Source organism: Rhodobacter sp. CZR27, assembly GCF_002407205.1.
Lineage (GTDB): Bacteria > Pseudomonadota > Alphaproteobacteria > Rhodobacterales > Rhodobacteraceae > Cereibacter_A.
Window position 1 is genome coordinate 2,259,871 of the sequence record NZ_CP023548.1, and the last position, 21,768, is coordinate 2,281,638.

Genomic DNA, 21,768 nt, shown 5'->3' on the forward strand with positions numbered 1-21,768 from the left:
CTCGGAAGGCGAACCTCAAGATGCAGCCCAATTCTCCCAAGGCCCCGCGCAAGCGGCTCTACACCGAGGAACAGCGCGCGCGGCGGGACGCCACGCGCTGGACGCTCGTCCAGGGCATCCTCGCGCCGTTGCAGTTCGCGGTCTTCGCCGTCTCGCTGGGACTCGTCCTGTGGTATCTCGCGACCGGCGAGGGCTACACGGCGGCCACCGCGTCGATCCTGCTGAAGACCTTCATCCTCTACACGATCATGGTCACCGGCGCGATCTGGGAGAAGGTGGTCTTCGGCCAGTATCTCTTCGCCCCCGCCTTCTTCTGGGAGGACGTGTTCTCCTTCGGGGTGATCGCGCTTCACACCGCCTATCTCTGGGCGCTCTTCACCGGCCAGCCCGAGACGCTGCAGATGTTCATCGCGCTCGCGGCCTATGCCACCTACGTCATCAACGCCGGCCAGTTCCTGTGGAAGCTGCGGATGGCCCGCCTCGACATGGAAGCCGCCTCGTGAGCCTCGATCTACCGCCCCCGCCCGCCCGTGGCTGCCGCAACGCCGATGTCCTGAAGGAACGCGGCCAGCGCGAGGTGTTCTGCGGCCTCACCGGCATCATCTGGCTGCACCGCAAGATGCAGGACGCCTTCTTCCTCGTGGTGGGCTCGCGCACCTGCGCGCACCTGCTGCAATCGGCGGCGGGCGTGATGATCTTCGCCGAGCCGCGCTTCGGCACGGCGATCCTGGAAGAGAAGGACCTCGCCGGCCTCGCCGATGCCAACGCCGAGCTTGACCGCGAGGTCGAGCGGCTGATCTCGCGCCGGCCGGACATCAAGCAGCTGTTCCTCGTCGGCTCCTGCCCGTCCGAGGTGATCAAGCTCGACCTGCACCGAGCGGCCGAGCGGCTCTCGGCCCGCCATGCGCCGGACGTCCGGGTCTACAACTTCACCGGCTCGGGGATCGAGACGACCTTCACGCAGGGCGAGGATGCCTGCCTCGCCTCGATCGTCCCCACCCTGCCCGCCACCGACAAGCGCGAGCTGCTGCTGGTCGGCGCCCTGCCCGATGTGGTCGAGGATCAGGCGCTGTCGCTGCTCTCGGCGCTCGGCATCGGCACGGTGCGCGTCCTTCCCGCCCATCACGCGGCGGAGGCCCCCGGCGTCGGCCCGAACACCGTCTTCGCCCTCGTCCAGCCCTTCCTCGGCGAGACCCACGGCGCGCTGGTCCGCCGCGGGGCACGTCACATCGCGGCCCCCTTCCCCTTCGGCGAGGAAGGCACGACGCTCTGGCTCAAGGCCATCGCGGACGAGTTCGGCGTGTCGGCGGCGAAGTTCGACGAGGTGACCGCCGCGCCCCGCGCCCGCGCCCGCAAGGCCGTGGCCGCCGCGGCCGAGGTGCTGAAGGGCAAGTCGCTGTTCTTCTTCCCCGACAGCCAGCTTGAACCCTCGCTCGCGCGGTTCCTGACCCGCGAATGCGGCATGACCGCCATCGAGGTCGGCACGCCCTTCCTGCACCGCGGCATCCTCGGCCCGGATCTCGACCTGCTGGCCGAGGGGCCGGTGATCTCGGAAGGCCAGGACGTCGAGCGCCAGATCGACCGCGTGCGCGAGACCCGCCCGGACCTCACGGTCTGCGGCCTCGGCCTTGCCAATCCGCTCGAGGCCGAGGGCTTCACCACGAAATGGGCCATCGAGCTCGTGTTCACGCCGGTCCACTTCTACGAGCAAGCCGGCGATCTTGCAGGTCTTTTCTCGCGGCCGGTGCGGCGGCGGGCGATCCTGCGGCGCGAGGCCGCGGAATGACGCATCCCCACCATCCCAATTCTCGGCTATCCCAACGCCAAGGGGCGGCTCACGGCCCCGGGAACCGGACATGAAACTGACGCTCTGGACATATGAAGGCCCGCCCCACGTGGGCGCGATGCGCGTCGCGACCGGCATGACCGGCCTGCATTACGTGCTGCACGCCCCGCAGGGGGATACCTATGCGGACCTGCTCTTCACCATGATCGAGCGGCGCGGCAAGCGCCCGCCGGTCAGCTACACCACCTTCCAGGCCCGCGACCTCGGCTCGGATACCGCCGAGGTGTTCCAGTCGGCCTGCCGCGACGCCTATGAGCGGTTCCAGCCGCAGGCGATCATGGTGGGCTCGTCTTGCACGGCCGAGTTGATCCAGGACGACACCGGCGGCCTCGCCGACGCGCTGAACCTGCCGGTTCCGGTCGTTCACCTGGAACTGCCCTCCTACCAGCGCAAGGAGAACTTCGGCGCGGACGAGAGCTTCCTGCAGATCTGCCGCAAGCTCGCCAAGCCGATGGAGCGCACCGCGCAGGTGTCCTGCAACATCCTCGGTCCGACGGCGCTCGGCTTCCGGCACCGGGACGACGTGACCGAGATCACCCAGCTTCTGCAAGGCATGGGGATCGCGGTGAACGTGGTGGCGCCGATGGGGTCGAGCCCTGCCGACATCGCCCGGCTGGGAGCGGCGCATTTCAACGTCCTCCTCTACGCCGAAACAGCCGAATCCGCCGCCCGCTGGGCCGAGAAGGCGCTGAAGCAGCCCTACACCAGGGTCGTGCCCATCGGCGTCGGCGCCACCCGCGACTTCATTGCGGAAGTGGCGAAGCTCGCCGGCGTGGAGCCGAAGGCAGACGAGAGCCGCCTGCGCCAGCCGTGGTGGTCGGCCTCGGTCGACTCGACCTACCTCACCGGCAAGCGGGTGTTCCTGTTCGGCGACGCGACCCATGTGATCGCCGCCGCCCGCATCGCCCGCGACGAGGTCGGCTTCGAAGTCGTCGGCATGGGCTGCTACAACCGCGAATACGCCCGCCCGATGCGGGCCGCCGCGAAGGACTACGGCCTCGAGGCGCTGGTCACCGACGACTATCTCGAGGTCGAGGAGGCGATCCAGAACCTCGCGCCCGAGCTGATCCTCGGCACGCAGATGGAGCGTCACATCGCCAAGCGCCTCGGCATCCCCTGCGCCGTGATCTCGGCTCCGGTCCACGTCCAGGACTTCCCGGCCCGCTATTCGCCGCAGATGGGGTTCGAAGGCGCGAACGTCATCTTCGACACCTGGATCCATCCGCTGGTCATGGGGCTCGAGGAGCACCTCCTCACCATGTTCCGCGAGGATTTCGAGTTCCACGACGAGGCCGGCGCCTCGCACCACGGCGGCAAGGCGGTGCCGGCATCGGCGCCCCGCGCCGAGGCCACGGCCGACGAGGGGTCAATCCCCGAGGAGGCCGTCCCCCCCGTCGTGGCCGAGGCAACCACGGGCGAGATCGTCTGGCTGTCGGACGCCGAGAAGGAACTGAAGAAGATCCCGTTCTTCGTGCGCGGCAAGGCGCGGCGGAACACCGAGAAATTCGCGGCTGAAAAGGGCCTGACCCGGATCAGCATCGAGACCCTGTACGAGGCGAAGGCTCATTATGCGCGGTGAAGTCCTGAGTTCGACCGGCCAGACCGGCTACAACATCGTCATCGTCACGCTCGACGCCCATGCGGCCGGGCCCGCCGCGCGCATCGTGCCGCGGCTGCGGCAGGACTTCCCGGGCCTCAGCGTCAGCATCCACGCCGCCGCGGAATGGGCCGAGAAGCCCGCAGCCCTCGCCGCCGCGAAGGAGGCGATCGGCAAGGCCGACATCCTCATCGCGAACCTCCTCTTCATCGAGGAGCACATCAACGCCGTGCTCCCCGAACTTCAGGCCGCGCGCGAGCGGGTCGATGCCTTCGTCGGCATGATCGCCGATCCCCAGATCGTGAAACTCACGAAGATGGGCGATCTCGACATGCAGAAGCCCGCCTCGGGTCCGATGGCGCTCTTGAAGAAGCTGCGCGGCTCGTCGAAGGAATCGGGCAATTCGGGCGAAAGCCAGATGCGGATGCTCCGCACCATCCCGAAGATGCTGAAGTTCGTTCCGGGCAAGGCGCAGGACCTGCGCGCCTGGTTCCTGTCGATGCAATACTGGCTGGGCGGCTCGGACGACAACCTCGAGCAGATGGTCCGCTACCTCGTCTCGCGCTATTCCGCGAACCGGGCCTGGCACAAGGTCCATGCCAAGGCCCCGATCGAATATCCCGAGGTCGGCCTCTACCACCCGCGCCTGCCCGACCGCATCACCACCGACCCGAACGACCTGCCCCGCCCGGCGAACGCCAAGGCGACCGTCGGCCTCCTGATGCTGCGCTCCTACATCCTCGCCTCCGACACCGCGCATTATGACGCGGTGATCGAGGCGTTCGAGCAGAAGGGCATTGCCGTCCTTCCCGCCTTCGCGGGTGGCCTCGACGGGCGCCCCGCGATCGACGCCTATTTCCATGACAAGCTGGGCACCACCATCGACGCGATGGTCTCGCTCACCGGCTTCAGCCTCGTTGGCGGGCCGGCCTACAACGACAGCAACGCGGCCATCGAGTCGCTGAAGGGCCTCGACGTGCCCTACATCGCCGCGCATCCGCTGGAATTCCAGACGCTCGGCCAGTGGGCGCAGGCCGGCGGCGGCCTCGGCCCGGTGGAAACCACCATGCTCGTCGCCCTTCCCGAGATCGACGGCGCCACCAACCCGACCGTCTTCGCCGGCCGCCACGACCTTGCCGGCTGCGATGGCTGCCCCGGCGGCTGCCGCGCCACGCAGGAAGGCGCCGAGACCCGCGCCATGGCCCCCTGCCACGAGCGCATCCAGACGCTCGCCGAAAAGGCGCTGCGGCTGGCCCTGCTCCGCCGCTCGAAGGTGGCCGAGCGCAAGGTTGGCGTGGTGCTCTACGGCTTCCCGCCGAACGCGGGCGCGGTTGGCACCGCGGCTTATCTCGGCGTGTTCGAAAGCCTCTTCAACGTGCTGAACGCGATGAAGCGCGAGGGCTATCAGCTCGAGGTGCCGGAGTCGGTGCAGGCGCTGCGCGATGCCGTGCTGGGCGGCACGGCCAGCCAGTATGGCCAGCCCGCCAACATCGCCGCGCATGTCCCGGCCGAGAAGATCGTGTCGGGCACACCGTGGCTGGCCGACATCGAGAAGGCCTGGGGCGCCGCCCCCGGCCGCATCCAGTCCGACGGCCGCGGTGTCTACATCCTCGGCCACAACTTCGGCAATGTCTTCGTGGGGGTCCAGCCGGTCTTCGGCTACGAGGGCGACCCGATGCGGCTGCTCTTCGAAAAGGGCTTCGCCCCCACCCATGCCTTCAGCGTCTTCTACCGCTGGCTGCGCGAGGAATACCACGCCGACGTGCTCCTGCACTTCGGGATGCACGGCGCGTTGGAGTTCATGCCGGGCAAACAGGCGGGCATGTCGGGCGCCTGCTGGCCGGATCGCCTGATCGGCGCCCTGCCGAACGTCTATCTCTACGCCGCCAACAACCCGTCCGAGGCGTCGCTGGCCAAGCGCCGGACCAACGCGATCACCGTTTCGCACCTCACGCCGCCGCTGACGCAGGCCGGCCTCTACCGCGGCCTGCAGGACCTGAAGGACAGCCTCACGCGCTACCGTCAACTCGCCCCGGAAGCTCCTGAACGCGAAGAGCTTTCCCTGCTGATCCAGGAGCAGGCCCGCGCCGTCAACCTCGACATGCACCCGGTCGAGACGATGTGGCTGAAGCTTCTCGAAACCGAGGGCTCGCTGATCACCGACGGCCTGCACGTCGTGGGCAAACCCATGGACGAGGAGCAGATCGCGGCCAACATCGCGCTGATGCCCGAGATGGACGCCGAGCGCCGTGCCGAGGTCGAGAACCTCCTGCGCCAGGAGACCGAGATCCCCGGCGTCCTCCGCGCCCTCGGCGGCCATTTCATGGAGCCGGTGCCGGGCGGCGACCTGATCCGCGCACCCGAGATCCTGCCCACGGGCCGCAACATCCACGCCTTCGACCCGTTCCGCATGCCCACCGCCTTCGCGCTGCAGGACGGTGCCGCGCAGGCGCAGCGGCTGCTCGACGCCCATCCCAAGCTGCCCGAGACGGTGGCGCTGGTGCTGTGGGGCTCGGACAACATCAAGTCGGACGGCGGGCCGATCGCGCAGGCGCTGGCGCTGATGGGCGCGCGGCCCCGCTTCGACCACTACGGCCGTCTGGCGGGCGCCGACCTCATCCCGCTCTCGGAACTGGGCCGTCCGCGGATCGACGTGATCATGACCCTCTCGGGCATCTTCCGCGACCTGCTGCCCTTGCAGACCCGGATGCTGGCCGAGGCCGCCTGGAAGGCCGCCAATGCCGAGGGCGAGCCCCTGTCGCAGAACTTCATCCGCGCCCATGCGCTGGCCTATGCGCAGGAGATGGGCGTGGACATGGAGACCGCCTCGCTCCGCGTCTTCTCGAACGCGGAAGGCGCCTATGGCTCGAACGTGAACGTGCTCGTCGGCTCCTCGGCCTTCGGCGAGGAGGACGAGCTGGCCGACGCCTACGAAGCGCGCAAGTCCTTCGCCTATGGCCGGTCGGGCAAGCCCGTGCAGAACGCGGCGCTCTTGCAGAAGTCGCTCAAGACCGTGGACGTGGCCTACCAGAACCTCGAATCCGTGGAACTGGGCGTCACAACCGTCGACCATTACTTCGACACGCTGGGCGGCATTGCACGCGCGGTGAAGCGGGCCAAGGGCGAGGAAGCGGCGGTCTACATCGGCGACCAGACCCGCGGCGGCGGTACCGTCCGCACGCTGAAGGACCAGATCGCGCTGGAAACCCGCGCCCGCAGCCTGAACCCGAAATACTACGAGGGGCTCCTGCGCCACGGCGCCGAAGGCGTGCGCCAGATCGAGGCGCAGGTGACCAACACGCTCGGCTGGTCGGCGACGACCCAGCAGGTCGAGCCCTGGGTCTATCAGCGCCTCTCCGAGACCTTCGTGCTCGACGAGGCGATGCGCCGCCGTCTGGCCGAACTGAACCCGGAAGCGAGCGTCCGCATGGCCGAGCGCCTTCTGGAAGCGAGTGCCCGTAACTATTGGCAGCCCGACGCGGAGACTCTGGCCGCGCTTCAGGGGGCGGCGGACGAGTTGGAAGACCGGCTCGAGGGGATCGCCGCCGAGTAAGGCGGTCCCGGCTGGAAAGCCCCGCCGCGGCGGGGATGGTTCAAACAGGATGAAGGGGGCCCCCGATGAGCCCGAAAGACGTACCGATGCTGAACGGAGAGGACGGCGAAGGCTCGGTTCAGGTTCGCCTGGACGAAAGCGATCGCATCACCGGCGCCAAGGTCTTTGCCGTCTACGGCAAGGGCGGGATCGGCAAGTCGACGACCTCGTCGAACCTGTCGGCCGCCTTCTCGATCCTCGGCAAGCGCGTGCTGCAGATCGGCTGCGACCCCAAGCATGACTCGACTTTCACGCTGACCGGAAGCCTCGTGCCCACGGTCATCGACGTGCTGAAGGACGTGGACTTCCACCCCGAGGAATTGCGCCCCGAGGATTTCGTCTTCGAGGGCTTCAACGGCGTGATGTGCGTCGAGGCGGGCGGCCCTCCGGCCGGCACCGGCTGCGGCGGCTATGTCGTGGGCCAGACCGTGAAGCTGCTGAAGCAGCACCACCTGCTCGACGACACCGACGTGGTGATCTTCGACGTGCTGGGCGACGTGGTCTGCGGCGGCTTCGCGGCCCCTCTCCAGCATGCCGACCAGGCTGTGGTGGTGACGGCGAACGACTTCGACTCGATCTACGCCATGAACCGCATCATCGCCGCGGTGCAGGCCAAGTCGAAGAACTACAAGGTGCGCCTTGCCGGCTGCGTCGCCAATCGCTCGCGCGCGACGGACGAGGTCGACCGCTTCTGCAAGGCCTCGGACTTCCGGCGGCTGGCGCACATGCCGGACCTCGACGCGATCCGGCGGTCGCGCCTGAAGAAGAAGACGCTGTTCGAGATGGACGAGGATCAGGACGTTCTGGCGGCACGGACGGAATACCTGCGGCTCGCGCAGAGCCTCTGGGACGGTCTCCCGGCGCTTGATCCGCATTCGCTGCCGGACCGCGAGATTTTCGAGTTGCTGGGTTTCGATTGATCCGACCCCTGCCGGGCCAGGAGGCCCGGCCATTCAGGAAGAACCCATGAACGACTATTCGACCACCCGCGACCGTGTCGAACACTACTTCGACCGCACCGCCACCCATACCTGGGAGCGTCTGACCTCCTCCGCGCCGGTGAGCCGCATCCGCCAGACCGTCCGCGAGGGCCGCGACACGATGCGGGCCAGGATGCTCTGGCGGCTGCCGAAGGATCTGACCGGCCTGCGCGTGCTCGATGCCGGTTGCGGTGCGGGCCAGATGACGGCCGAGCTTGCCGCGCGTGGGGCGCAGGTCACTGCGGTGGACATCTCGCCGCAACTGGTCGAGATCGCGCGGAAGCGGCTGCCGCCCGAGCATCAGGACCGCGTCCATTTCACCAGCGGCGACATGCTGTCTGACGAACTGGGCGAATTCGACTACGTCGTCGCGATGGACAGCCTGATCTATTACACCGACGCGGACATCGCGAAGGCGCTGGACAAGCTCGGCGCGAGAACGCGGCATTCGGTCGTCTTTACCGTGGCGCCGCGAACGCCTTTCCTGATGGCGTTTTGGTGGATGGGGAAGCTGTTTCCGCGTTCCGACCGTTCGCCGGTCATGATCCCGCACCCGTTCAAGCCTTTGAACGAGGCGACGGGGGGTAGGCTGGTGAAGGTCGGGCGCGTGTCGCGCGGCTTCTACATCTCCGAGTGTCTGGAGTTCCGGCCGTGATCCTGGGGCGGAAGCAGCTGAAGAGACTGACGATCGGCGCGCTTCCCTTCGCGGATGCGGCCTCGGAAGGGCTGCCTCTGGGCCAGCTGCTGCGCCTGTCGCTGTTCCAGGTCTCGGTCGGGATGTGTTCGGTGCTGCTTCTGGGCACGCTGAACCGCGTGATGATCGTCGAACTGTCGGTGCCGGCCACGGTCGTGGCGCTGATGATCGCCCTGCCGGTGCTGTCCGCCCCGTTCCGCGCGCTGCTGGGGCACCGGAGCGACAACTACCGCTCGTCGCTGGGCTGGAAGCGCATCCCCTACCTGTGGTTCGGCTCGCTCTGGCAGATGGGCGGGCTTGCGATCATGCCCTTCGCGCTGATCGTGCTGTCGGGCGACCAGATCCACGGCCCCACCTGGGCCGGCGAGGTTCTGGCGGCGCTCGCCTTCCTGATGGCCGGCCTCGGCATGCACATGACGCAGACGGCGGGCCTCGCGCTCGCCTCGGACCGCGCCTCGGACGAGACGCGGCCGCGCGTCGTGGCACTCCTCTACGTCATGTTCCTGCTCGGCATGGCGATTTCCTCGGTGATCGTCGGCTGGCTGCTCTCGGACTTCTCCGAGCTGCGCCTGATCCGCGTCGTGCAGGGCTGCGCCTTCCTGACCATGGTGCTGAACCTGATCGCGCTGTGGAAGCAGGAAGCCTTCCGCCCGATGTCGAAGGAGGAGCGCGCGGCACCCCGTCCCCGCTTCCGCGACGCCTGGGCCGAGTTGAACCACGATGGCACCGCCGCCCGGCTTCTGGCCGCGGTGGCCTTCGGCACCCTCGCCTTCAACATGCAGGACGTCCTGCTGGAGCCCTATGGCGGCGAGATCATCCATCTGCCGGTGGCGGCGACGACCCTTCTGACTGCGATGTGGTCGGTGGGCGCGCTCCTCGGCTTCACCCTTGCCGCGCGCTGGCTGGCGCGCGGTCTCGACCCGGCCCGCATGGCGGGACGGGGAATCCTGATCGGGCTTGCGGCCTTCTCGCTCGTGCTCTTCGCGTGGCCCGCGGAGTCCTCGGCGATGTTCTTCGCCGGCGCGGCGCTGATCGGGATGGGCGGCGGTCTCTTCTCCGTCGCCACCCTCACGATGGCGATGGAGATCCCCGTGACCGGCCTCGCCGGGCGGGGCCTCGCCCTCGGCGCGTGGGGGGCTGCGCAGGCCACGGCGGCAGGCGTCGCCATCTTCATGGGCGGCGCGCTGCGCGACCTCATCGGCCATTGGGCCAAGGCGGGGCATCTCGGTGCTGCGCTGCAGGACGCGGCCTTCGGCTACAGCTTCGTCTACATCCTCGAGATCGGGCTGCTGTTCGCCACCCTGATCGTGCTGGGCCCCTTGGTCCGGACCACGATCCTCTCATCCGAACGACCGGTCGGCGGGTCCCGCGTGGGCCTCGCCGACTTCCCCACCTGACACCGGAGGACCCTTAAATGGTTGGTGTGACTGCTTTTGGAAACTTCGATCTGGCGTCGCTGGCGATCTATAGCTTCTGGATCTTCCTCGCGGGCCTGATCTACTACCTCCAGACCGAGAACATGCGCGAGGGCTATCCGCTCGAGAACGAGGACGGGACGCCGGCCGCGAACCAGGGCCCGTTCCCGCTGCCGAAGCCGAAGACCTTCATCCTGCCCAACGGCCGCGGCACCCTGACCGTTCCCGGCCCGGAAAGCGAAGACCGTCCGATCCCGCTGGCCCGCACGGCCGTGTCGGAAGGCTTCCCGCATGCGCCCACCGGCGACCCGATGAAGGACGGCGTGGGCCCGGCTTCCTGGGTTGCGCGTCGTGACCTGCCGGAACTCGACGGCCACGGCCACAACAAGATCAAGCCGATGAAGGCCGCTGCCGGCTTCTACGTCTCGGCCGGCAAGAACCCGATCGGCCTGCCCGTCCGCGGCTGCGACCTCGAGGTTGGCGGCAAGGTCGTGGATCTCTGGGTCGACGTGCCCGAGCAGATGATCCGCTATCTGGAAGTCCAGCTGAAGGACGGCTCGACCCGGCTGCTGCCGATGCAGATGGTCAAGGTCAAGCACAACCGCGTCGACATCAACGCGCTGTCGTCGGACCTGTTCGCCGGCATCCCGACGATCAAGAACCCGACCGAAGTGACCTGCCTGGAAGAAGACAAGATCTGCGGCTACGTCGCGGGCGGCCTGATGTACGCCGCGCCGAAGCGCAAGTCGGTTGTCGCCGCCATGCTGGCGGAATACGCCTGAGGCCCTACGGCGCGGCCCTTCGCGGGGCCGCGCCGCATCCCGGCCCGATCCGATCCGCGTCCGATCCCTGGGGATCCGATCCGCATCCGATCCGCGCCGCAGCCGAACCACGGGAGACCACCATGGACCATGACGATTTCGCCTTCGAACCGATCCCTGGTCTGCCCGCCCACCCGCCGAAGGGCGAGACCCTGCTGTGGCAGGGACGGCCGGCCACCTTTGCCCTCGCGCGCGAGGCCTACAAGGTGAACTGGATCGCCGGCTATTTCGCGCTCGTCGTGCTGTGGCGCGGCGGCACGGGCTGGTCCGAGGGCGGGCTGCCGATGGCGCTGGCCTACGGCATCCCCTATGCCGGCCTGGGGCTTGCAACCTATCTGCTGCTGCTGCTGGGTGCCTTCTGGCAGTCGCGCGCCACGGTCTATACGATCACCACCGCCCGCGTGGTGATGCGGATCGGGGCCGCGCTGTCGGTCACGCTGAACCTGCCGTTCAAGCAGATCGAAAGCGCCTCGCTCGACCAGCGCCGCTCGGGCACCGGCACGATCGCCATGCAGATCGCCAAGCCGAACCGGATCTCGAAGCTGGTGTGCTGGCCGCACATCCGCCCGTGGAAATGGCGCGGCGAGCCTGCCCTGCGCTGCATCCCCGATGCCGCCCGCGTGGCGCGCATCCTGTCGGACGCCGCCGAGGCGCGGCTGTCGATACCCACCGTCAGCCGCGCGGAAGACGCGGCCCCTGCCGGCGCCATGCCGGCCGCCTGAGGAAAGACCATGACCGGACAACCTCCCCGCCCGAAGAAGACCGACGCCGAGAAGGAGCTGATCCCGCCCTTCGTCCTGAAGAGCATGTTCGCGCTCGCCCTCGGTTCGCTCATCATGGTGAGCCTTGCGGTCTGGTCGGGGCGCGAACCCTCGGGCCAGCCCGAGCCCGCGCCCATCGTGGCCGAGCGCCCGCTGGTGCTGGTCGGCCTTGGCGAGCAGGCGGTGGCGGTCCGCACGCCCGAAGGCGAAACCCTGTTCGAAGCCGAGAACGGCGGCTTCGTCACCGTGATCCAGATCGGCCTGAAGCGCGCCCGCACCGTGCATCGGGTTGAAGGCAATCCCCCCGTGCGGTTGGTGAAGTACGAGAACGGCAGACTTTCCCTGCAAGATGACGCAACCGGCTGGAGCACCGAACTCCAGGCATTCGGAGTCGACAACAGGGCCAGTTTCGAACGGCTGCTCTCCGAATGACGCCAACCAGAAGGGAACCCCCATGGGTCTGTTCACGAGAGAAGCCGAAGAGGTGCCCTGCACCGTCGAAGTGAGTCATCGGTTCGAGTCCCTGCACGCGCATGTGCGCTTTGACAATGGTGCCATCGTCCATCCGGGCGATGAGGTTCTGGTTCACGGCGCGCCGGTGCTGGCCGCCTTCGGCGAGGTGGTGGTCGAGGAGCGCACCGCCACCATCACCCGCGCCAGCCTGCTGGAGCGGCTCTGGACCCGCGCCACGGGCGATCTGGGCGCGATGGAGTTGTGCGAATTCTCGTTCTCCGAACAGGTGACGCTGTGAACGCGGCGCCCGGAGATCTCTCCCCGATCCTCACCCCGCAGGCCGTCGCCGATACCACGGCAATGGCGACGGAAACCCACATCCTCAACCCGCGCTTCTACACCACCGATTTCGACGAGCTGGACCGGATCGACGTGACGCCGGTGCGCAAGGACTGGGACCAGCTGATCGCCGAGATGAAGGCCGACCCGAACAAGGCGCATTTCCGCAAGACGGATGACTGGGACCATGTGGACTGGGAGGCAATGGACCCCGCCCTGAAGGTCGAGTTCATCGATTTCCTCGTGTCCTCCTGCACCGCCGAGTTCTCGGGCTGCGTGCTCTACAAGGAGATGAAGCGGCGCGGTTCGAACCCCGACATCTGCGAGCTGTTCAACTACATGGCGCGCGACGAGGCCCGGCATGCGGGCTTCATCAACGACGCGCTGCGCGAGGCGGGCGTGGCGGTGAACCTGGGCTTCCTGACCAAGGCGAAGAAATACACCTACTTCCGGCCGAAGTTCATCTACTACGCCACTTACCTGTCGGAAAAGATCGGCTACGCGCGCTACATCACGATCTACCGCCACCTCGAGGCGAACCCCGAGCATCGGTTCCACCCGATCTTCAAGTGGTTCAGGGAGTGGTGCAACGACGAGTTCCGTCACGGCGAGGCCTTCGCCCTGCTGATGAAGACCGATCCGAAGCTGACCACCTCGACGGTCAACAAGCTGTGGATCCGGTTCTTCCTGACCGCGGTCTATTCCACGATGTGGGTGCGCGATCACGCCCGGCCCGAGTTCCACAAGGCGCTTGGCGTGGACATCGACTGGTATGACCAGGAGGTGTTCCGCAAGACCTCCGAGATCGCGCGGCAGATCTTTCCGGTCGAGATCGACATCGACCATCCGCGCTGGAAACCGGCGCTGAACCGCATGAACGCAGGCTTCCTTGCGATGGACGCAGGCAGCCGGCAGGGCGGGCTTGGCGGCCGGCTGAAGCAGGCGCTTGGCATGGCGCGGGCGGCGGCCGCCTTCGTCTCGCTCTACACCATCCCGGTCAAGGAACATTACCTGCCGGAAAACGTCCGCCTGGAGCCGAGCTATTGACTGTTCAAGACACAAGGGGGCGGGCCTCGCCCGCTTCCTGCGTAAGGCGGAGTGACCGCTGATGTTCACGAGTCCCTGGGTCGTCGCCCTGTCGGCCATCTTCGTCTGGTGGTTCTCCACCGGCATCCTGCTGTGGCGGGTGCGCCATGCCGACAACCGCGGCCCCGAGTCTCACATGACCTCGGTCATCATCGGACTGCCGCTGCTGTTCGCGGGCGTCTGGGGGTATTCCCAGACGCTTGCCGACCTGTCGGTGCAGGGCGTCTACATCGCCTTCCTCTCGGCGCTCGCGATCTGGGGCTGGATCGAGCTGGCCTTCCTTTCGGGCGTCATCACCGGCCCGAACACCGAGCCCTGCCCACTCTACGCCCGCCCGGCCGAACGCTTCCTGCGCGCCGTGGGCACCGTGCTCTGGCACGAGATCGTTCTGGTGACGGTGCTGGTCGCGATGTCGATGCATGCGGTCGGCACGCCCAACCACTTCGGGCTCTGGACCTTCATGATCCTGTTCATCGCCCGGGTCTCGGCAAAGCTGAACCTCTACATGGGCGTGCCCTACATCAACGTCGAGTTCCTGCCGACGACGCTTTCGCATCTGCCGAGCTACTTCCGCCGCACGCGGATGAACAACTTCTTCCCGCTGTCGGTGACGCTTCTCACCTTCGCCACCGGCTGCTGGGTCGAGCGCGCGCTGTCGGCCGGGGGATCGGCGCATCGCGCCGTGGGGTTCTGGCTGCTGGCCGCGCTGACCGCCCTGGCGGTGCTGGAACACTGGTTCATGGTGGTGAACCTGCAGGACAAGCGCCTGTGGAAATGGATGATGCCCGAGCCGCGCATCCCCGTCGGCCCGCGTCATGCGTCCCCGCCGCAGCCCCACCGGCCGCTGCCCGAGCCCGCGAGCGGGCTGCTCAAGGAAAAGGCGAACGGGCTGCCCTAGGAAGCGGAGGGCCTTTGCGCAAGGGCTGGTTCTGCGGCAATCCGTCATATCAAGAAGGTGGGTCCCCGGCGTCATAGTCGGCGCCGTCCGAATAGCTCCGGCAGGAAGCAAGATGTTCAGCCGCCCCTTTGCCTTCAGTCCCTTGCGGGCCTTCGGGTCGTCTTCTCCCGGCGCCGTGCGGCAAGCCCGCCCGTCACCCTTTTCGCCTTTGCTCCGAGACTGTTGCGTGTTGGCTGCTGCGGTGGCATGACTTGTTCCGCAACTCGCGGTGAACGTATCCAGTATTCCGGTGCCGGCGGCATCCAACTCTTACCCATCATCTACCCATACAGGGAGGATCCTCATGAAGTTCGACGTGAAAGCTCTTGCGGCGATCGCCGCTTTCGCGGCTGTTCCCGCCTTCGCGCAGGAAGGCGACGCCGAGGCCGGCGCCAAGGCGTTCAACCAGTGCCAGACCTGCCACGTGATCGTGGACGACGCGGGCACCGTCATCGCCGGCCGCAACGCCAAGACCGGCCCGAACCTCTATGGCGTGGTCGGCCGCACCGCCGGCACCCGCGAGGATTTCAAGGGCTATGGCGAAGGCATGAAGGAAGCCGGCGCGAAGGGCCTCGCCTGGGATGAAGAGCACTTCGTCACCTACGTCCAGGACCCGACCAAGTTCCTGAAGGATTACACCGGCGACGCGAAGGCCAAGGGCAAGATGACCTTCAAGCTCAAGAAGGAAGAAGACGCCCACAACATCTGGGCCTACCTGGTTTCGGTTTCGCCGAAGTAAGGCCACCCGGCACCGCATGAGGAAGGCCGGCGGAGCGATCCGCCGGCCTTTCCCTTTGGCGACCTGATACCGGAAGCTCCTGGGGTCTGCTGCCGGAGGGCGCAGAAAAGTACGCTAAGGTCCGACTGGTCGGCTGACGCGGTTCAGGGTTCGGTAGACGGTCGGCCTGGAGACGGAGAAGAGTTCGGCCAGGTCGCTGATCGAGTAGTCGCCTGAGCCATGCATACGCCTCAGCTCTTTCTGCTGCCTTTCCGACAGCTTGGGCTGCTTGCCGCGCAGCTTGCCCCGCGCTCTGGCGATCGCCATTCCCTCGCGCGTCCGCGCGCGGATGAGGTCGGCCTCGAACTCCGCGAAGGTGGCGAGGACATTGAAGAACATCTTGCCCATCGGATCCGGGGGATGGTGAACCACCGCACCCAGCGCAAGCCGCACGCCCTTGGCGGCGAACTGGTCGGCGATGGCGCGGGCATCGGGAACCGACCGCGCCAGGCGGTCGAGCTTGGAGACCACGAGCGTGTCGCTCTCCCGGACGGCGGCGAGCGCCTGATCGAGACCTGGCCGGGCGCGACTCGTCCCGGTCATGCCGTGGTCGGTGTAGATGCGATCTTCGGCAACACCCAGGGCCGCCAGCGCCTGCTTCTGCGCTTCGAGATCCTGCTTGTCGGTCGAGCAGCGGGCATAGCCGATGAGGGTCCGGGTCATGCAGCCGAGCGTACGGATAGGGACCCGCTTGCGCAAATTGTTCCGTACCAGTCATATGAGACGACTTTGCCGAGCATCTTCCAGAAGCCGAAGGGTTCGGCCACAGCGTCCGCAGAGGGTTCCTCTTGCGGACAGGTTTTCCGTCTTGCGCCCCGAGGAGGGCAGGAGGGAGGCCAGCGCCCTCATGAGTCTTACTGCGCCCCGATCATCTGCGTCGCGTTGATCAGGAACTGGAGGGCAAGCGCGAACTGGAGCACGCCGAACACGGCTCCGAACAGCTGAAGCGGGACGGGTCCAACCCTGCGCAGGATCGCTTTCGAACGCCGCATCAGGAGCCAGTTCACCAGCACCAGAGAGAGACCCATGGCCACCAGGCCCGCCTTGGTCTCCCGCCCTGGGAAGGGTACGCTGAAGATCAGCGGGATGGATACCGCGATCGGCGGGAAGAGACCGGGAAAGGCTATGGCGGCGGCTGACGGCGCAGCGGCATCAGCCGGAGGCGCAGAAGTGGGCTGCAGAAGCGCCTGCAACGACAGTGCGAAAAGCGCGGCGCCCCCCGCCGCGATCAGCGCCGGGAACGACACCCCCCAGTTGGCGAGAACGGCATTGCCGACAAGCACCGTCATCAGGAAGGCCGCCGCCACGAGCAGCGACGCGCGCGTGGCGAGGGCTCGGACCTCGGGCGCATCGTCGCTCGGGCCGACACGCGCGAAGACGGCGATCGCGCGGATCGGTCCCATCGTCATGAACAGCAGCCCGAAGAGGCTGCCCCAGGGCATGCTGGTCATCAGGATGTCTCTCCCTTGTAGGTGATGAGGCCCTGCCTCGACGGCGCTCTTCGGCCTCGGCCTCGCATCATCGCTAGAAGGTCCAGAAGAGTTGTGCCTGTAGCGTGGTCCAGCGTTCGGCCTCGCCGTCCGTCGCGTCGCGAATGGCCTCTCCGGGAAACGCGACCGAGGCCACGCCGAGGAAGTAGAGGTTGTCCGACACCGCCCAGCGGGTGGTGAACTGGACCTCGCGCCCAAGCTCGTCCCAGGTCAGCTGTCCGAGCGCCGGGTTGGCGCCGATGTTGTTCAATTCGTCCGCGCGGTGCAGGAAGACGTCGAATGTCAGGTCGAGCCGCTCCGTCGGCTCGAGGTTCAGCCGGATGCGGTGGCTCAGTCGGTTCTCGGGCCGCAGCACCTTGCCGAGCGAGATCCCCTGAAGCCATTCCGACAGCCCGCCCGACCAGAGCGCGTCGAACCTCTCGTAGCGCGCCGTCGAAGGATCGTCGCCCGAGAAGGCCGAGGTGCGCCAGGACAGGCTCGGCCGCCAGGGCAGGTCCGCGGCGAGGTAGCCCAACGTACCATAGCCCGCCCAGGCGCTCATGTCGAAGTCGTCGTGGCGCTGATGGGCGATCTCGCCCTCCAGCCAAAGCCCCGGCGCCACCGCGGGATCGGCCCACCGCAGATGGGCCGCAGCGGTCGAAAGCCCCTCGCGCGTGCCGATCACTCCGTCGGGCGTGCGATAGGCGGTGCGGGAGTCGAGGCCGCGGATGTAGCTCAAGTCGCCGTAGAAGCGGTCGGTGACGTTGCGCCTGAGGTTGACGCCCGCGAGGATCGTGCCGCTTTCGAGCGGCTCGTATTCGTTCGGGTCGAGGTAGAAGGCGCTCGCCGTCCAGCCGTCCCACTTGAGTGTGCCCAGCCCCGCGAAGTCGTGCGTGGTCCGCGGAGCAAGATAGACCCCCGGTCGCGGCCCTGCATTCCACTGCGAGCCGAACTGCGAGATCAGGAAGCCGTCGTTCAAGGTGAAGTTCTGCCGCCCGAACGAGAGGTTGATGCTGCGGGCGCGGTCGTCGGTCCCCCAGAGAAGACCTGCATAGGCTTTCTCCACGTCCAGCGTCGCGCGCGTGTCGGCGCGGAAGATGTCGCGTCCCGTCGAAAGAGGCGCCATTACGGTCGCAGCGCCATAGAGCGCGAAGTTGCTGTCGCCCAGCCGGGTGACGCCGGCGATGCCGGTTTCGACCCAGGCCTCGGCCCAGGTGGCGCGGCGGCCGGTTCCGGCGCCTACGGCCGGTTCCTCGACCAGCGGATTGCCCAAGGTGAAATTCGCGGGATTTCCGAACCAGGGGTTGCCGTCCGAGAAGGCGCCGATGCCGCCGTTCAGGATCACCCGCGCCATGCCTGCGTCGCCGCGCCAGAGGATCGGGAAGGCGGGCGGCTTGGCCGGATCCGCGCGCAGTCGCAGCACGGCCGCGCTGCGGCCGGCGCCGGACGGCCGCAGGTCCAGATCCGCCGACCCCACGCCCGGCAGAGCCTGGACCCGGGAGAGTGCCGCATCCAGGACCGTCTGGGTCGGCCGATCCCCGGGCGACAGCCCCAGCACCTCCTGCGCGCGGGCCGCCAGCGCGGGATCGACGCCGGAGGCCTGCACCTCGACCCTCTCGAGTGCCAGCGTCTCCGGGGCTAGGACAAGCGCGCCGGGACCGCCCAGGCCCGCCCCCTCCTGTGCCGTCGCCGGATGCGCCAGCGCGAGCGCCAGCAGGAGGGCCCGCCTCATTTCCCGAAGAGGCGCACGACGCCGCCGCCGCCGTGGACGTTGATGGTCTGCCCGCTGACCCAGCCACTGGCGGGCGAGCAGAGCCAGAGCATGGCGTTGGCCACGTCCTCGGCGCGGCCCGGCCGGCCGGTCAGGTTGTCGGGATGCATCAGCCGCTCCTGCATGGCCGGATCGATGCCGGCCGCGCCGTAGCCCGCCGTCATCACCGTTCCGATCAGGACCGAGTTCACCCGCACCTTCTGCGCCAGCATGTGGGCGATCGACACCATCATCTGGTTCAGCGCGGCCTTGGCGGTGCCGTAGGCGAGGATGTCGTAGGCCGGCACCGCCGACGAGAAGGACCCCGAATTGGTGATCGTGGGATTCTCCGCCTTCATGAGGTGCGGCAGGCAGGCCATGCTCATCCGGTAGGCGCTGATCGTGTTGAGCTTGTAGGAGGCGATGAAGTCCTCTTCCGGGATCGCGGTCGGGTCTTCGTGCCGGCCACCCCAGCCCACGTTGTTGACGAGCGTCGAGATGCCTCCGAAGGCTGTCACGGTGGCCGCCACAACGGCGTCGATCGCCGCCTTGTCGGTCACGTCGCAGGCCATGCCGCGGCAGTCGTTGCCCGTTTCGGCCGCGATGGCCGCGGCGGTTTCAGCCGCAAGATCGCCGTTCAGATCCGCGATCATCACCTTCGCTCCGGCGCCGCTCAGCGCCCTGGCGATACCCGCGCCGATGTTCTGCGCGCCTCCGGTGATGACGGCCTGATGACCGTCCATGCGGAAATCCGCGAGTGCATCGTAGCCCATGCCCTTCTCCCCTCGTCAGTCCAGTTCCTGCACGCCGCCGCCCGAGACGGTCAGCACTTGCCCGCTGATCCAGCTCGAGGCCGGGGCGCAGAGGAACAGCGCCGCATGCGCGATGTCCTCGGGCTCGCCCAGGCGCCCGAGCGGCGTGTGCTTCAGCATCGCCGTCTCGATCTCGGGGGTCAGCACCGAGGCCAGCGCGTCGGTCTTGATGGCTCCCGGCGCGATCGCATTCACACGGATGCCCTTCGGCCCGAGGTCGAAAGCCACGTTGCGCGTCAGGTGGTTCACTGCGGCCTTCGACGAGGCGTAGGAGGCCATCATCCGGTTGCGGTTCTCGCCCGCCATCGACGAGATGTTGAGCACGGCACCACCCCCGGCTGCCTCCATGTGCGGCGCGCAGAGCTGCGTCAGCCGGAAGAGCGAGAAGACGTTCAACTCGTAGGCCCAGCGGAACGTGTCCATCGGCATGTCGAAGGGCTTGGGACCCCCGCCGCCAGCGTTGTTCACCAGGATGTCGATCCGCCCGAAGGCGTCGAGCGCCTCGGCCACCAGGGCCTCGAGCTGCGCCGGATCCGTCACGTCGCAGGCCACCCCCACGGCACGGCCGCCGGCCTCCGAGATGGTTTCCGCAACGGCCTCCGCCGCTTCCGCCTTCAGGTCCGAGACCACGACCGACGCCCCGGCTTCGGCAAAAAGCCGGGCGATGCCGCGCCCGATCCCGGCCCCTCCACCCGTGACGATGGCCGTCCGCCGGTCGAGGCGGAACCTGTTCATGTCCAGCATGGCTTGTCCCCCGTTTGTCAGCCGAAGGCTAAGGGCGAAGCCCGCGCACGCGAAACGGGGTACCTGCCCAAAATGGGCAGTATCAGAGCATCCGCTCGAGGTCCGTGACCAGCCGCGCCACGCGGTCGATGGCGCGGGCGTCCAGCGCCTCAAGACCCAGGCGCGCGACGGCCTGCCGGTCCTCGACCGCCAGGGACCAGCGCCCTTGCGGGCCGCGCGTCGCCCAGCCCTTTGCTTCCAGCAGGGCGAGCTTGCGGCGCACCGTCTCGCGGGGGATGCCCGTGACGTCCGCAAGCCGTGAGGCCGAAGTGGAGCCACGATCCTCGGGCAGCGTCCAGGGATCGAGGCCGTCGGCGGCAGCGTCCCGCATGGCGCGCATCCGGACCTGCCCGAGCAGCGCCAGCACGATCATCTGCTGCAGGTCGCCCTTAAACACGCGGCTCAGGTCCGACAGGTGCTCGGCGAAGAACTCGACGAATTGATACTGGAACGTCAGGTAGTCGGCGGCAAAGGCGGAACGCACCTGTTCTCTGCGTTCGACACGGGTCATCGCAAGACACTCCTCTGGCCGGCAGTCGGATCGGCCCGTGAACTGCAGCGGCGCTTGCCGCTGCCTGTCAAGACTCCGCCCAAGGCAGATTGTGCCAGGGCTCGCAGGCGCCGATCAAGGCTTCCACTGAGTGCGATGATCCGCAGGACCGGCCTCCCCGCGGCTCAGCTCGAGCGAGATCCCTGCAGGGCCTGACTTTGCCGATCCGTTTGGCGCACCGGATCTGACGAGCATCCGAACGCGGCCGGAAAGGCTCGCGGCTCTCCAGGAGCAGACGTCGGGAGAATACTGCCGTGGTGCGAGGACTCGATCCCGAAACAGACATCAGGCTCCGGAGAGCGTGACTGCTCGCTCACGGTGCCACGCGCTCCTGTCCATGACCTTGTCGTCCAGCCACATGATACCTGCCAAAGCGTCACGCGAGATCAACGATGCAAGAGTCCCATGGCCAGACGTTCCGTTCTCACCGATCGCCAGCGCTCCTCCATCTGGGCGCTACTGACGGACGAGCCGACCCTGCTGCGGCATTACACGCTGGCGGACGACGATCTCGACCACATCCGTGCCCGCCGCCGGGCGCACAACCGCTTCGGCTTCGCCCTCAAGCTCTGCGCTCTCCGGTTCCCCGGGCGGCTTCTGGCGCCGGGCGAGGTCATTCCCGAAGCGATTTTCCGTTTCCTCGGGGCGCAGCTCGGCCTCAGCCCTGACGCCCTGATCGGCTATGCCATCCGGGCAGGGACGCGGCGCGCATCTCGGCGAGTTGCGCGAGATCTATGGCTACCGGATGTTTTCGGGCCGCGGCGCGCGGGATCTGAAGGTCTGGCTCGACGACCAAGCCGAACTGGCGCGGACGAACGAAGACCTCGTGCGGCGCTTCGTCGAGGAATGCCGGCGCACCCAGACCATCCTGCCGGGGCTGACCGTGATCGAGCGGCTCTGTGCCGACGCCTTGGTCGCCGCCGAGCGCCGGATCGACGCGTGCATCGCTGCCCGTCTCGATGCCCGGATGCGCGAGCGGCTCGAGGCGCTGCTCAAGGAGGTCGAGCGCGTCAGCCGCTTCGTCTGGCTGGGCAGTTCGAGGTGGGGAAGAACTCGGCCGACATGAACCGCCTGCTCGACCGGCTGGAGTTCCTGCAGGGGCTAG

Annotated in this window: 20 protein-coding genes and 1 pseudogene; 15 read left to right on the forward strand and 6 right to left on the reverse strand. The window is 67.7% G+C overall.

The annotated features are described in order from the left end of the window. The first annotated feature begins 20 nt into the window (after nucleotides 1-20). The 14 genes from bchF (at nucleotide 21) to cycA (ending at nucleotide 15,260) form a co-directional block, all read left to right on the forward strand. Nucleotides 21-503 carry a 2-vinyl bacteriochlorophyllide hydratase gene (gene bchF / locus CK951_RS11015; RefSeq protein WP_096786191.1) on the forward strand — a complete coding sequence of 161 codons (483 nt, stop codon included), beginning with the start codon at nucleotides 21-23 and terminating at the stop codon, nucleotides 501-503. Beyond that, the gene (locus CK951_RS11020; RefSeq protein WP_096786192.1) at nucleotides 500-1,786 is read left to right on the forward strand and encodes a ferredoxin:protochlorophyllide reductase (ATP-dependent) subunit N; all 1,287 of its coding nucleotides are present in this window, start codon (nucleotides 500-502) and stop codon (nucleotides 1,784-1,786) included. The genes bchF and CK951_RS11020 overlap by 4 nt, the downstream gene beginning before the upstream one ends. A 70-nt stretch (nucleotides 1,787-1,856) precedes the next feature. Beyond that, nucleotides 1,857-3,425: a ferredoxin:protochlorophyllide reductase (ATP-dependent) subunit B gene (gene bchB / locus CK951_RS11025; RefSeq protein ID WP_096786193.1), complete on the forward strand. Its 1,569-nt coding sequence runs from the start codon at nucleotides 1,857-1,859 to the stop codon at nucleotides 3,423-3,425. Next, nucleotides 3,415-6,996, forward strand: coding sequence for a magnesium chelatase subunit H (locus tag CK951_RS11030; protein WP_096786194.1), 3,582 nt, complete (start codon nucleotides 3,415-3,417; stop codon nucleotides 6,994-6,996). The genes bchB and CK951_RS11030 overlap by 11 nt, the downstream gene beginning before the upstream one ends. A 65-nt stretch (nucleotides 6,997-7,061) precedes the next feature. Further along, nucleotides 7,062-7,955: a ferredoxin:protochlorophyllide reductase (ATP-dependent) iron-sulfur ATP-binding protein gene (gene bchL / locus CK951_RS11035; protein ID WP_096786195.1), complete on the forward strand. Its 894-nt coding sequence runs from the start codon at nucleotides 7,062-7,064 to the stop codon at nucleotides 7,953-7,955. Between the two features lie 46 nt (nucleotides 7,956-8,001). Next, nucleotides 8,002-8,670, forward strand: coding sequence for a magnesium protoporphyrin IX methyltransferase (gene bchM, locus CK951_RS11040; RefSeq protein ID WP_096786196.1), 669 nt, complete (start codon nucleotides 8,002-8,004; stop codon nucleotides 8,668-8,670). Then, nucleotides 8,667-10,106: a PucC family protein gene (locus CK951_RS11045; protein ID WP_096786197.1), complete on the forward strand. Its 1,440-nt coding sequence runs from the start codon at nucleotides 8,667-8,669 to the stop codon at nucleotides 10,104-10,106. Before bchM ends, CK951_RS11045 begins: the two co-directional genes overlap by 4 nt. Nucleotides 10,107-10,123: 17 nt before the next feature. Continuing rightward, entirely contained in the window at nucleotides 10,124-10,906 is a 783-nt protein-coding gene (gene puhA, locus CK951_RS11050; RefSeq protein WP_096786198.1) for a photosynthetic reaction center subunit H, read from the forward strand. Between the two features lie 122 nt (nucleotides 10,907-11,028). Further along, complete coding sequence (puhB, locus tag CK951_RS11055) at nucleotides 11,029-11,667, forward strand: photosynthetic complex putative assembly protein PuhB (protein WP_096786199.1); 639 nt, start codon at nucleotides 11,029-11,031, stop codon at nucleotides 11,665-11,667. A gap of 9 nt (nucleotides 11,668-11,676) precedes the next feature. After that, nucleotides 11,677-12,138, forward strand: coding sequence for a photosynthetic complex assembly protein PuhC (gene puhC, locus CK951_RS11060; protein WP_096786200.1), 462 nt, complete (start codon nucleotides 11,677-11,679; stop codon nucleotides 12,136-12,138). Nucleotides 12,139-12,160: 22 nt separating this feature from the next. Continuing rightward, a complete protein-coding gene (locus tag CK951_RS11065) occupies nucleotides 12,161-12,457 on the forward strand; it encodes a hypothetical protein (protein WP_096786201.1) in 297 nt (98 codons plus the stop codon). Then, complete coding sequence (gene acsF, locus CK951_RS11070; RefSeq protein ID WP_096786202.1) at nucleotides 12,454-13,545, forward strand: magnesium-protoporphyrin IX monomethyl ester (oxidative) cyclase; 1,092 nt, start codon at nucleotides 12,454-12,456, stop codon at nucleotides 13,543-13,545. Before CK951_RS11065 ends, acsF begins: the two co-directional genes overlap by 4 nt. A 61-nt stretch (nucleotides 13,546-13,606) precedes the next feature. After that, nucleotides 13,607-14,482: a putative photosynthetic complex assembly protein PuhE gene (gene puhE / locus CK951_RS11075; RefSeq protein ID WP_096786203.1), complete on the forward strand. Its 876-nt coding sequence runs from the start codon at nucleotides 13,607-13,609 to the stop codon at nucleotides 14,480-14,482. Nucleotides 14,483-14,825: 343 nt separating this feature from the next. Continuing rightward, entirely contained in the window at nucleotides 14,826-15,260 is a 435-nt protein-coding gene (gene cycA, locus CK951_RS11080) for a cytochrome c2 (protein WP_096786204.1), read from the forward strand. A gap of 114 nt (nucleotides 15,261-15,374) precedes the next feature. Here the strand turns inward: cycA and CK951_RS11085 are convergent, their stop codons facing one another. The 6 genes from CK951_RS11085 to CK951_RS11110 form a co-directional block, all read right to left on the reverse strand. Further along, nucleotides 15,375-15,962, reverse strand: a complete 588-nt coding sequence (locus CK951_RS11085; protein ID WP_096786205.1) for a recombinase family protein — start codon at nucleotides 15,960-15,962, stop codon at nucleotides 15,375-15,377. Nucleotides 15,963-16,153: 191 nt separating this feature from the next. After that, nucleotides 16,154-16,750: a MarC family protein gene (locus CK951_RS11090; protein ID WP_096786206.1), complete on the reverse strand. Its 597-nt coding sequence runs from the start codon at nucleotides 16,748-16,750 to the stop codon at nucleotides 16,154-16,156. 73 nt (nucleotides 16,751-16,823) lie between these two features. Then, nucleotides 16,824-18,500, reverse strand: a complete 1,677-nt coding sequence (locus CK951_RS11095) for an alginate export family protein (RefSeq protein WP_096786207.1) — start codon at nucleotides 18,498-18,500, stop codon at nucleotides 16,824-16,826. Next, complete coding sequence (locus CK951_RS11100) at nucleotides 18,497-19,291, reverse strand: SDR family oxidoreductase (RefSeq protein ID WP_096786208.1); 795 nt, start codon at nucleotides 19,289-19,291, stop codon at nucleotides 18,497-18,499. The genes CK951_RS11095 and CK951_RS11100 overlap by 4 nt, the downstream gene beginning before the upstream one ends. 15 nt (nucleotides 19,292-19,306) lie before the next feature. Then, nucleotides 19,307-20,074, reverse strand: a complete 768-nt coding sequence (gene hdhA / locus CK951_RS11105) for a 7-alpha-hydroxysteroid dehydrogenase (protein WP_096786209.1) — start codon at nucleotides 20,072-20,074, stop codon at nucleotides 19,307-19,309. An 82-nt stretch (nucleotides 20,075-20,156) separates the two neighbouring features. Then, entirely contained in the window at nucleotides 20,157-20,624 is a 468-nt protein-coding gene (locus tag CK951_RS11110) for a hypothetical protein (RefSeq protein WP_096786210.1), read from the reverse strand. Between the two features lie 444 nt (nucleotides 20,625-21,068). Here CK951_RS11110 and CK951_RS22095 point away from each other — a divergent pair. Further along, a pseudogene (locus CK951_RS22095) lies at nucleotides 21,069-21,729 on the forward strand (DUF4158 domain-containing protein). Nucleotides 21,730-21,768 lie beyond the last annotated feature (39 nt).

What these genes read in the sequence shown, in the direction of transcription:
- puhE (WP_096786203.1), top strand. Translation starts at nt 13,607, where the DNA reads ATGTTCACGAGTCCCTGGGTCGTCGCCCTGTCGGCCATCTTCGTCTGG.
- puhA (WP_096786198.1), top strand. Translation starts at nt 10,124, where the DNA reads ATGGTTGGTGTGACTGCTTTTGGAAACTTCGATCTGGCGTCGCTGGCG.
- bchM (WP_096786196.1), top strand. Translation starts at nt 8,002, where the DNA reads ATGAACGACTATTCGACCACCCGCGACCGTGTCGAACACTACTTCGAC.
- bchB (WP_096786193.1), top strand. Translation starts at nt 1,857, where the DNA reads ATGAAACTGACGCTCTGGACATATGAAGGCCCGCCCCACGTGGGCGCG.
- bchL (WP_096786195.1), top strand. Translation starts at nt 7,062, where the DNA reads ATGAGCCCGAAAGACGTACCGATGCTGAACGGAGAGGACGGCGAAGGC.
- CK951_RS11100 (WP_096786208.1), bottom strand. Translation starts at nt 19,291, where the DNA reads ATGGGCTACGATGCACTCGCGGATTTCCGCATGGACGGTCATCAGGCC.
- CK951_RS11065 (WP_096786201.1), top strand. Translation starts at nt 12,161, where the DNA reads ATGGGTCTGTTCACGAGAGAAGCCGAAGAGGTGCCCTGCACCGTCGAA.
- CK951_RS11110 (WP_096786210.1), bottom strand. Translation starts at nt 20,624, where the DNA reads ATGACCCGTGTCGAACGCAGAGAACAGGTGCGTTCCGCCTTTGCCGCC.
- cycA (WP_096786204.1), top strand. Translation starts at nt 14,826, where the DNA reads ATGAAGTTCGACGTGAAAGCTCTTGCGGCGATCGCCGCTTTCGCGGCT.
- bchF (WP_096786191.1), top strand. Translation starts at nt 21, where the DNA reads ATGCAGCCCAATTCTCCCAAGGCCCCGCGCAAGCGGCTCTACACCGAG.
- puhC (WP_096786200.1), top strand. Translation starts at nt 11,677, where the DNA reads ATGACCGGACAACCTCCCCGCCCGAAGAAGACCGACGCCGAGAAGGAG.
- CK951_RS11030 (WP_096786194.1), top strand. Translation starts at nt 3,415, where the DNA reads ATGCGCGGTGAAGTCCTGAGTTCGACCGGCCAGACCGGCTACAACATC.
- CK951_RS11095 (WP_096786207.1), bottom strand. Translation starts at nt 18,500, where the DNA reads ATGAGGCGGGCCCTCCTGCTGGCGCTCGCGCTGGCGCATCCGGCGACG.
- CK951_RS11090 (WP_096786206.1), bottom strand. Translation starts at nt 16,750, where the DNA reads ATGACCAGCATGCCCTGGGGCAGCCTCTTCGGGCTGCTGTTCATGACG.
- puhB (WP_096786199.1), top strand. Translation starts at nt 11,029, where the DNA reads ATGGACCATGACGATTTCGCCTTCGAACCGATCCCTGGTCTGCCCGCC.
- CK951_RS11085 (WP_096786205.1), bottom strand. Translation starts at nt 15,962, where the DNA reads ATGACCCGGACCCTCATCGGCTATGCCCGCTGCTCGACCGACAAGCAG.
- hdhA (WP_096786209.1), bottom strand. Translation starts at nt 20,074, where the DNA reads ATGCTGGACATGAACAGGTTCCGCCTCGACCGGCGGACGGCCATCGTC.